We start from the raw sequence: 9482 nt of genomic DNA, 5'->3' as shown, positions 1-9482 counted from the left end.
CGGAAGGGGGAGGGCGGCGATCAGCAACCGGCCCCGCGGGGAGGCGTCACGTCCCGCGTCGCCTACTTCTTCTTGGTGATGATGTCGTTGATGGCCGCCCGGTCCTCGGCGGTGATGCGCTCGCGCGGGCCCGCCGCGTTGGCGGACTTCTGGGACACGGCGCCCCTGGCGTCCTCCAGCGCGTCCCCCACGCTGCCCTTCACCTTGTCCAGGGTGGAGGGGTTCACCGTGCGCTTCCAGGTGCGCTCCATGTGCTCCAGGGGGGAACGGCCGTCCACGTTGCCCCGCGCCAGGAAGACGCCCAGACCCACCGCGCAGGTCGTCCAGACCAGGAACTTCAACACGCCCATGATTCACATCCTCCTACGTCGTCTTACATCGGCCCGGGGCACATGGCGAGTTTCCTGACCTGTCGCGCCTCAATCGCTGACAGGGGGCCTGGGGGCCCTTAAGGTCCACGCGCTTGCAGCCCGAAGAACTCATCAGGGCCGCCCAGACGCGGGCGGCGGGATTGGACGTGGGGCGGGGGGACGCCGCGCTGGAGCGCGTGCGGGCCCAGGCCTCGGCGTTGTTCGCGAAACTCCCGGAGCCCCCGGTGTACCGGCGGGCGGAGGACCCGTCTCGCAAGGCGGCCCAGGCGCTGCTTCCAGAGATGGAGCGGGTGCTGGCGGAGGCCTTCGCGGTGGCGCGCGAGCCGGCGGTGTCGCCGCTGGTGGACCGGCTGGTGGCGGCCCTGCGCGCGCACGCCGAAGCGCTGGTGCACACCGCGGACGGCCGGCTGGAGGCGGCGGAGCTGGCGTGGCGGAAGGCCCAGGAGCTGGAGCGGGCCGCGCACCCCACGCGGCAAATGGTGGGCCAGCCGCCGCGGCCGGCGCCGGTGTTCGACAAGGGCACGGGTCTGTCGCGCTACGACCCTCGCAACGCGGCCCAGGCGACCGTGAAGCTGGTGTGCCCCAACACGGGCTGCAAGCGCATGGGGGACTACGCCTTCGTCCCGACGCACGCCTACCACCGCTTCGTCTGCCCGGCGTGCCGGGTGCCCTTCCTGGCCTACTTCGGCGAGTTGAAGGGGCTGGAGGTGGAGCACCGGCGCAGCTCCAAGCGCTACCGCTTCACGGTGGATGAAGTGGGCAGCACCGTCGGCACGCGCATCGACTTCGAGGAGGCGGGCGGGCAGGAGTTCCCGGCCGCGCGGCGCGACCTCCTGGCCTTCCTCTACACGGAGCAGCGGGAGCTGAAGGTCGTGGTGAACCTCACCAACGGCAAGCTGATGTGGGTGAGCCCCGCGTCATCGTGCTTCGTGGTGACGGCGGCCTTTGGCGAGGGCGCGCCGGAGCTGGTGGCCTTCCGGGCCTTCCGCGACGACGTGCTCAGGAAGAGCCGGCTCGGTCAGGGGTTCATCGACGGGTACTATCACTGGGGCCCTCCGCTGGCGGCGTGGGTGGTGCGCCGGCCTCGGGTGCGGGCCGGGGTGCGCTGGGCCCTGACGCGGGTGCACGGCCGCCTGACACGGAAGGAACGCGGATGACACAGCAGGCTGGGACGGAAGGGACGCCGCCGCCGGGCGCGCGCGGGGACAAGGCCAAGACGGCGCTGTCCGTGGTGGCGGTGCTGGGGCTGGCGGCGCTGGCGTTCCTGGGCGTGCGCGAGGCGCAGCGGGCGCGGCTGGTGCCGGACGGAGTATCGCCGCCGACCTTCCAGCTGACGAAGCACGAGGGCGGCTCGCTCGCGCTGGCGGACCTGAAGGGGAGCGTGGTGATGCTCGACTTCTGGGCCACGTGGTGCCCGCCGTGCCGCGAGGAGATGCCGTCCCTGGTGAAGCTGGCCAAGGAGTACGAGTCCCGGGGGCTCGTCTTCGTGGCGGCCAGCCGGGACGAGGGCTCCACGGCGTCGCAGGAGGTGGACTACTTCCTCCAGCGCTTCCAGCCGGATCTGCGGCCCTACGTCGTCTACGCGGACGACAACGTGGCGCGCGCCTTCCAGGTGAATGCGCTGCCCACGCTCTACTTCCTGGACAAGGACGGCAAGGTCATCGACGCGCAGCGCGGCATGCTGTCCGAGGACGGCCTGCGCCGCCGCATCGAGCGCGCCCTCAAGCGCTAGGGCCGGGCGTCAGAGCACCTGGCGCACGGCCTCCTCCAGCTTCGCCCTGGGCACGGCGCCCACGACCTGCTTCACCACCTTCCCGCCCTTGAAGAACAGCAGGGTGGGCATGGCGCGGATGCCGTACTGCTCGGGCGTCCTCGGATGGTCGTCCACGTTGAGCTTGGCCATCTTCATCCGGCCCTTGTACTCGGCGGCCAGCGAGTCGATGACCGGCGCGAGCACCCGGCACGGCGGGCACCAGGTGGCGGTGAAGTCCACCAGCACCGGTTCGTTGGACTCCAGCACCTCGCGTTGGAACTCCGCGTCTCCCAGCTCGATGACGTCGCCAGCCATGGGCCCTGTCCTTGGGTGAAGGGCGCGGGCCCCAGGGGCATCCGCGCCTCGTGCACACGGGATGTAATCGCGGCCCGCGGCGACGACGAGCGCCCCTGGCGGGACGCATTGTTCCGCCAGGAGCCCTATTCCTCCTGCCACGGGAGCGCGGCGCCGCGCGCGGACAGCAGCTTGAGGAAGGCGCGCACCTTGAGGGGCAGCTGCCGGCTGCTCGGGTAGACGGCGAAGATGGGCAGGCCCGGGGGCGTGTCCGCCTCCAGCACGGGGACGAGCAGCCCCGCGCGCACGTCGTCCGCCACCAGCGACGCCGCGAGCCGCACGATGCCCAGCCCCGCGCTCGCCGCCGCCTGGCCCGCGCGCTCGCTCGGCACGCGCAGGCGGCCCGTCACCGGCACGGTGCGCGCGCTCCGGCCTTCGCCGAAGAACCACACCTCGTCGGTGCCGGACTCGGCCAGGAGGATGCACTCGTGGGTCGTCAGCGCTTCAGGCGTGCGGGGCGTGCCGTGGCGGCTGAGGTAGTGCGGGCTGGCGTAGTAGCCCGTGCGCAGGCGCCCGAGCCTGCGCGCCATCAGGGATGAGTCCGCGAGCGGCCCGGTGCGCAGCGCCAGGTCGTACTCCTCCGCGATGAGGTCCACGTGCGTCTGCGCGAGCGACACCTCCACGCGCAGCCGGGGATGGTGCAGCAGCAGCTCCGCGATGACGGGCGTGAGCAATTCGCCCAGCAGCGACAGCGTGGCGATGCGCAGCGTGCCCTGGGGCGTGCCGCGCGACTCGCTCGCCGCCGCGTTCACCTCGCGGGCCTCGGCGACGAGCCGCGCGCAGTGCGCGTGGTACTCGCGGCCACCTTCCGTGAGGCGGAGCCTGCGCGTGTTGCGCTCGAGCAGCCGGATGCCCAGGCGCTCCTCCAGGGCGGCCAGCCGGCGGCTCACCGTGGACTTTCGCAGGCCCAGGCGCTCCGCCGCGGAGGTGATGCTGGCCGTCGCCACCACCTCCGCGAAGAGGACCATGTCGTCCAGCAGGGGCAATTTCGCGGCCACGACCGCGAGCCTATGCCCCGGCTGGAACGGGCGCGAGCCCGCGGTGCGTCAGTCGTTGGCCGCGCCCGCGAGGATCCACGAGCGGACCAGGATGTTCAGGCCCGGGTGCTGATCGAAGTACTCCGGCGTGCCCGTGGGCATGCGGTCTCCACACGCCGTGCCCTCCATCTTCCGCACGAGCGCCGAGTTGTCCGGGTCGCCGGGCATGACGCGCTGGAGGCTGCCGCAGGCCCTGGCGGTGACGTTGACCAGGCTCGCGTGGCTGCCGATGGGGGCCAGGCTCAGGTTGCCGGCCTTGCCGTGGCAGGTCGTGCACTGCCCGGAGCTCCACAGCGATTGGACATCCGCGCCATAGCGGGGCACCGACACGGGCAGGGTGACGGTCCGCACCACGGGCGGGTTCACGCCATCCGTGACGCTCACGTGGAAGGTGAACGCCGTCTCGGTGCCCACGACGGGCGAGTACCACTGCGCGCTCTCGCCCGTGGTGCCACCCACCCAGGTGCCCTGCGTTCCGGGCGCGACCTGCATCCACGTGTAGGTCAGCGGGTCTCCGTCAGGGTCGCTCGCGGTGATGGTCAGGGTGCCCGTCGTTCCCGCGACCAGTGCCGTGGGCGCGGAGAGGGTGTCGCTCACGGTGGGCGGTTGGTTGGAGGTGGGGGAGGCATCATCGCCACACGCGATGACTCCAGGCCCGACGACCAGCAGGGGCAGCAGAATCCGTAGGGAAAGGTGCATGGGGGGTCCTCGGAACGCGAGTGCCCGCCAAGCTGGCATGCGGTGGTGATTTCAACCCAGTGGCCGCGGGGGTTGGACAAAATCAGGCTGAAGCACATTCAGGATGTTCTTGAAGGCAGTCCGGTCAGAGCACGCCATGTTCCGAATCGAGTCAGAGAAAGAGTTGCTGCGTGCGTTCCGCTCAAGGGATCGCAAACACGTCGAACTGCCCAAGGGCACCCAGCTCCCGCTCTTCGTGCGGGACTACCTTTCGTGGGTGGATCCGTATGGGGTGCGCGTCTTCCTGGTGTTCGTCGCCCCCGGGAGCAAGCAGCCCACGGGGATCGCCTTCCGCAGGGATCAGCAGGGGGACCCGACCCTGTCGCCCAAGATGTGTGACTGGTGCCGGACGTCCACCGATGCGGAGATTGGCCTGCTCACCACGGATGTGGATTCGAAGCGCCGGGTGGGCGTGAACGTCTGCCTGGACCTGCGCTGCGGTGAGCGGCTGGAGGCCATGTCGGACCGGTCCGGCCGCAGCGACCTGGACGACAAGGCGAGGCTGATGGAGCGCATGGCGCGCTTCGCGAGCGAAACGCTGGGGTTGGAGCTCGGCGCGGAAGCGTGAGGAGGCGCAGGGCGCGCTCCGTGGGGGACGGCCCGTGTGCCGGGCCGTCCCAACGGACCGCGTTACTTCTTGCCGGCAGGCGCGCCCGGTCCGGGCACCGGCTCGGTGCCGGGCGGCGGCTGCTGGCCGTGGGGGACGACGGTCTCCTTCGGGCCGGATTCAATCTCCGACTTCACCAGCTTGAAGTCCACGCGCCGGTTCTTCGCGCGGCCGAGCGCCGTGTCGTTGGTGGCGATGGGCCGGTCGAACCCGAAGCCCTGCGACGTGAGGCGCTTGCGGTCGATGCCCTTCTTCGTCAGGTACTCGAGCACCGACCTCGCGCGCCGGTTGGACAGGTCCATGTTGAGCGCGCGCGAACCCTTGTTGTCCGTGTGCCCTTCAATCTGCACGGGCCCCAGCGTCGGGTTCTTGGTGAGCACCGTCGCCACCTCGTCCAGCAGCGGGTACGACTGCTTCTGGATGACCGCGGAGCCCGTCTCGAAGAGGATGTTGCCCTTGATGCGGATGCGGTCCGACTCCACCACCACGTAGGGCGGAGCGTCGTACGGGCAGCCGTTGTTCTCCGGGGGGCCGGCCACGTCGGGGCAGTCGTCCTCGCCGTCCGGAATCTCGTCGAAGTCCGTGTCCGGGCAGCCGTCGAAGTCCTTCGGGCCGGGCACCAGGGGGCACTTGTCCAGCGGGTCCATGACGCCGTCGCCGTCGGTGTCCTTGTCCGGCTCCACCGGGCAGCCCTTGTTCTCCTTCGGGCCGGGCTTGCTGGGGCACGCGTCCTCGCCGTCCGCCACGCCGTCGCCGTCGTTGTCCGGATCCGGGCAGCCGTCGAAGTCCTCGAAGTCGTCCTTGTCCTCGGGCTGCGTGGGGCAGCGGTCGCGCACGTCGGGCACGCCGTCGCCGTCGGAGTCCGGGCCCTCGTCCTTGAAGGTCTTGTCGTAGCGCAGCGCCAGCATGACCCGCAGGGCCTCGCGGCCGTAGCCGGTGGTGACGTTGAGGCCGCGGCCCACGTCCAGCTCCACGCCCCAGTCGCCCCACACCTTCGCGCGGGCGCCCACCAGCAGCTCCCACGGCGTCTTGAGCGAATCCGCCTGGTCGAAGTTGAAGGGGCGCGCCAGCGGCGTGCGCAGGTGCATTTCCGCGGTGGCCTTCACCTCGCGCAGCCGGCTGATGTCCGGCAGGTCCACGATGCCGCCCGCGCCCAGCGTCAGCTCGTCGTCCACGCGCAGGTTGAGGTACTGCGCCGCGGGGCGCACCAGCACGCCCGCGTTGCCCACGACGCGCACGGGCCCCAGCTTCTTCTCCACGGCCAGGCGCGGTGCGAACACCACGCCGCTCTCACCCGTGAAGCTCCGCGCGCTGCCGGTGGGCAGCCGCACCTCCGCCACCAGCGCGAGCCCCACCGGGAAGCGGTCCGGGTTCAGCAGGCTCACGCGAGGCAGCACGCGGAGGTCGCCCAGCGTGGTGCTGCTGACGCCCGCGGCGCCGGGGAAGTCCGGCGAGTTCAGCGCGTCCCCCAGGAGCGAGAAGTTGTCGCCCTGCAGGAGCGTGACGGGCAGGTCCACGCCCAGCTCCAACCGCTCCAGCAGCTGGTAGGAGAAGAGCAGGTGCGCGTCCAGCCGGTACGGCAGCAGGTCCCCCAGCTTCTCGTCACCCAGCTTCAGCGCGAGGATGCGCCAGTTGAAGTCGAAGAGCAGCGCGCCCCGGTAGCTGCCCACCGGCTCCACGGTGGCGCCTTCCAGGCCAATGCCGCTGGACTGCGCGGCCGTGGGCTTCACCGGGACGGCGTCGAAGCCTCGGGAGAAGGGGTCAGGCTGCGCGTGGGCTGCTGCCGTGGTGAGCAGCAGGCCCAGGAGCGCGAGTCGCAGGGCCGCGCCGCACGCGGACCGGCTCCACGAAGGTTCGGAGTCGGGGCATTGCATCCTGAGGCTCTTAGCACCCACCTCCCGCCACCGGAAGAAAACCCCCTCCCCTGGGCGCGTGAGCTACAGCCTCATGCCATTTCTACAAATGCCGAGCCCGTCGGATCCGCGGTGTGTCGTGTTGCTTAAGACACATTTCACGGAGGGCCTCCGGTTTCCCGGCGCGCGTGGCGCGGTGTGAGCAGCGAGAAGAAGGGCCATGAAACGGTGGCTCCTGTGGGGATGTGTCCTGGTGGCGGGCTGTGGCACCCGCGAGGCGAACGTGCGGCGTGACGCGCTGCCCGCGGCGCCCGCGAACACGGTCGTCTTCGAAGGCAGCTGTGACGCGTCCGGCGCGGTGGAGCTGGGCCAGGGCCTGTTCGTGGTGGCGGACGACGAGGACAACATCCTGCGCGTCTACGATGCGCGGAAGGGTGGCCGTCCGCTGCGCACGGTGGACCTGACGCCGTCGCTCGATTTGCCGGTGAAGAAGAAGCCGCCGGAGACGGACATCGAAGCGGGCTCGCGGCTGGGCAACCTGGCCTTCTGGCTCACGTCGCATGGCCGCAACAGCGCCGGCAAGAAGCAGCCCGCGCGCCTGCGCTTCTTCGCCACCGGCGTGGAGGACCCCGAGCACGTCCACCTCGTCGGACAGCCGTACACGCAGCTCTTGGAGGACCTGCTCGCGGACGCCCGGCTCGCGCCGTACGGGCTCGCGCGGGCGGAGCCGCTGCCGCCCAAGGAGCCCGGTGGGCTCAACATCGAAGGCATGACGGCGATGCTGGACGCGCCCGGGATGCTGATTGGCTTCCGCAGCCCGCTGACGCAAGGCAGGGCGCTGGTGGTGCCGCTCCTGAACCCGGAGGCGGTGGTGCGCGACGGCGCGCCCGCGCGCTTCGGAGAGCCCCGGCTGCTGGAGCTGGGCGGGCTGGGCATCCGCTCGCTGTCGTCGTGGCGGGGGCGCTACCTCATCATGGCGGGGGCCACCGCCTCCGAGGCGAAGTCGCGGCTGTTCACGTGGAAGGGCGGGGACGACGCGCCGGTGCCGGTGACGTCGGTGGACCTGTCCGGCGTGAACCCGGAGGCGTTCTTCACGCCCGACACGTCCGAGGACATCCTGCTGCTCAGCGACGACGGCACCGTGCAGGTGGATGGGGTGGAGTGCAAACGCCAGAAGAATCCGGCGCTCAAGCGCTTCCGCGGCGTGTGGACGGCGTTGCCGGAAAGCCCCTGAGCGCCGGAGAGCAGCGCGGGCGTCAGCGCTCCATGAACCCAGACGCCGGGACGATCTGCACGGCGTCCGGGCGCACCGGCAGCTTCTGCTGGAGGATGAGCTCATCCAGCTTGAGCAGCTCCGGCGGCTTGGGCGACGCGTAGGTGATGGGCGAAGGCGCGCCGGACTTCAGCTTCTCCGCCAGCCCCTGCGCGTCCTCCGTGACGTACACGAGCGCCAGCTTCTCCGGGGAGAGCTGCCGCTTGACGGCGGCCTGCACGGACTCCGGCGTCATCGTCGTCAGCGCGGAGCGGTAGGCGTCCAGGAAGTTCGGCGTGCCGTAGTAGAGCGAGTCGATGGCGAAGCCCAGCCGCCGCTGGTCGGTCTGCTCCCACAGGCGCGTGTAGCCCTGGAGGAAGCCGCGCACCAGGTTGAAGCGCTCCGGGGTGAGGGGCTCCTTCGACATGCGCTCCAGGAAGAACACCGCGCCGCGCGTGGCGAACACGCCGTTGGCGGGCACCACGGGGCGCAGCCAGATGGACACGTCCTGCTGGGTGCGCACCAGGTTGGTGCGGTTGAAGGTGCCGTTGCCCCGGTCCTCGATGAAGTGCTCGGCGTAGGCGTAGTCGCCGTAGTTGAGGCCGCGCTGCTCGCGAAGCTCGTTGAAGAGCACGCCGATGAACTGGCGGTGCTCACCCAGGTTCGACAGCGCGAACGCCACCGGGAAGAAGTCCGGGTCGCCCCGGCGCATCGGCGTGACGAAGCCCATGCTCACGGCGGTGGAGAGCGTGGGCTTCTGGAGGATGAGCGTGCGCCCCGCGGAGGACTTCACGGAGGGCAGCTCCACCCGGGGCGCGCCCTTGGCGGGCAGCGCGCTCAGGCGCGAGGTCAGGGTCTGCTGGAGGTTCGCGTCCACCGGGCCCGCGAGCCCGATGACGAGCCGGTCCTGCGTGAAGACGCGGCGCGCGTGCGCCTTCACGTCCTCCAGCGTGAGGGACTGGAGCCCCTGCACGGTGCCGCCGGTGTAGTGGGCGTACGGGTGCCCCGCGTAGAGGAGCGCGTCCAGGCCCACCTTGCCGAGCGTCTCGTCGTCCTCGCTGCGCAGGCCGTTGCGCACGGCATTGAGCGCGTTGGCGCGCAGGCGCTCGAACTCCGCGGGGTCGAAGCGCGGCTGGAGCAGCGTGTCCGTGAAGAGCAGCAGGAACGAGGGCAGGAAGTCCTGGTGGACGCGGCCGGAGAGGGTGGTCATCTCCTTGTCGGTGACGACCTTGAGCTCGGCGGCCATGGGGTAGAGCGCTTCCAGCAGCTGCGCGGCGGTGAGCTGCTGCGTGCCGCCCTCCGCCATCAGCTTCGCTGTGAGGGCGGTGAGGCCCTCCTTGCCCTTCGGGTCGTCGATGGAGCCCGTGTGGAAGACGAGCCGCAGGCTGACGATGGGCGTGTCCGCCCGGGCCTGCACCACGAGGTGCATGGGCGGCGGCTCGTTCAGCGGCACCGGGGGCACGGTGCCCGGTTCGGGCTGCGGCGTCGGGGGCGGTTCCTCGTGCGGGGGCTTGGGG

The 9482-nt window shown here is 71.0% G+C and carries 10 protein-coding genes; 4 read left to right on the top strand and 6 right to left on the bottom strand.

The features are described from left to right. Positions 1 to 62: 62 nt before the first annotated feature. Positions 63 to 350: a hypothetical protein gene (locus D7W82_RS36045; protein ID WP_120622633.1), complete on the bottom strand. Its 288-nt coding sequence runs from the start codon at positions 348 to 350 to the stop codon at positions 63 to 65. 113 nt (positions 351 to 463) lie between these two features. Here D7W82_RS36045 and D7W82_RS36040 point away from each other — a divergent pair, with 113 nt between their 5' ends. Further along, positions 464 to 1528 (top strand): CFI-box-CTERM domain-containing protein, encoded by a 1065-nt coding sequence (locus tag D7W82_RS36040; RefSeq protein ID WP_120622632.1) that lies wholly within the window; start codon positions 464 to 466, stop codon positions 1526 to 1528. After that, positions 1525 to 2103 carry a TlpA disulfide reductase family protein gene (locus tag D7W82_RS36035; RefSeq protein WP_171426856.1) on the top strand — a complete coding sequence of 193 codons (579 nt, stop codon included), beginning with the start codon at positions 1525 to 1527 and terminating at the stop codon, positions 2101 to 2103. Before D7W82_RS36040 ends, D7W82_RS36035 begins: the two co-directional genes overlap by 4 nt. Positions 2104 to 2112: 9 nt before the next feature. Here D7W82_RS36035 and trxA read toward each other — a convergent pair whose 3' ends face one another. The 3 genes from trxA to D7W82_RS36020 all read right to left on the bottom strand — a co-directional run bounded on the left by trxA (position 2113) and on the right by D7W82_RS36020 (position 4214). After that, positions 2113 to 2439: a thioredoxin gene (trxA, locus tag D7W82_RS36030; protein ID WP_014398791.1), complete on the bottom strand. Its 327-nt coding sequence runs from the start codon at positions 2437 to 2439 to the stop codon at positions 2113 to 2115. Positions 2440 to 2564: 125 nt separating this feature from the next. After that, a complete protein-coding gene (locus tag D7W82_RS36025) occupies positions 2565 to 3446 on the bottom strand; it encodes a LysR family transcriptional regulator (protein WP_199727940.1) in 882 nt (293 codons plus the stop codon). Positions 3447 to 3524: 78 nt separating this feature from the next. Then, entirely contained in the window at positions 3525 to 4214 is a 690-nt protein-coding gene (locus D7W82_RS36020; RefSeq protein ID WP_147439719.1) for an Ig-like domain-containing protein, read from the bottom strand. Positions 4215 to 4350: 136 nt separating this feature from the next. On the opposite strand from D7W82_RS36020, the gene D7W82_RS36015 reads away from it, so the two are divergent. Then, a complete protein-coding gene (locus tag D7W82_RS36015; protein ID WP_120622629.1) occupies positions 4351 to 4821 on the top strand; it encodes an FBP domain-containing protein in 471 nt (156 codons plus the stop codon). Between the two features lie 62 nt (positions 4822 to 4883). Here the strand turns inward: D7W82_RS36015 and D7W82_RS36010 are convergent, their stop codons facing one another. Next, the gene (locus D7W82_RS36010; protein WP_120622628.1) at positions 4884 to 6734 is read right to left on the bottom strand and encodes an OmpA family protein; all 1851 of its coding nucleotides are present in this window, start codon (positions 6732 to 6734) and stop codon (positions 4884 to 4886) included. Positions 6735 to 6933: 199 nt separating this feature from the next. Here D7W82_RS36010 and D7W82_RS36005 point away from each other — a divergent pair, with 199 nt between their 5' ends. Then, positions 6934 to 7947: a DUF3616 domain-containing protein gene (locus D7W82_RS36005; protein WP_120622627.1), complete on the top strand. Its 1014-nt coding sequence runs from the start codon at positions 6934 to 6936 to the stop codon at positions 7945 to 7947. A 22-nt stretch (positions 7948 to 7969) separates the two neighbouring features. Here D7W82_RS36005 and D7W82_RS36000 read toward each other — a convergent pair. Beyond that, positions 7970 to 9482: pitrilysin family protein (locus D7W82_RS36000; protein WP_147439718.1), on the bottom strand; the 1513-nt coding region annotated here is incomplete at its 5' end.

This window comes from Corallococcus sp. CA049B (assembly GCF_003611685.1).
GTDB classification, from domain to species: Bacteria; Myxococcota; Myxococcia; order Myxococcales; family Myxococcaceae; genus Corallococcus; species Corallococcus coralloides.
This window is presented reverse-complemented; position numbering and strand designations above follow the sequence as displayed.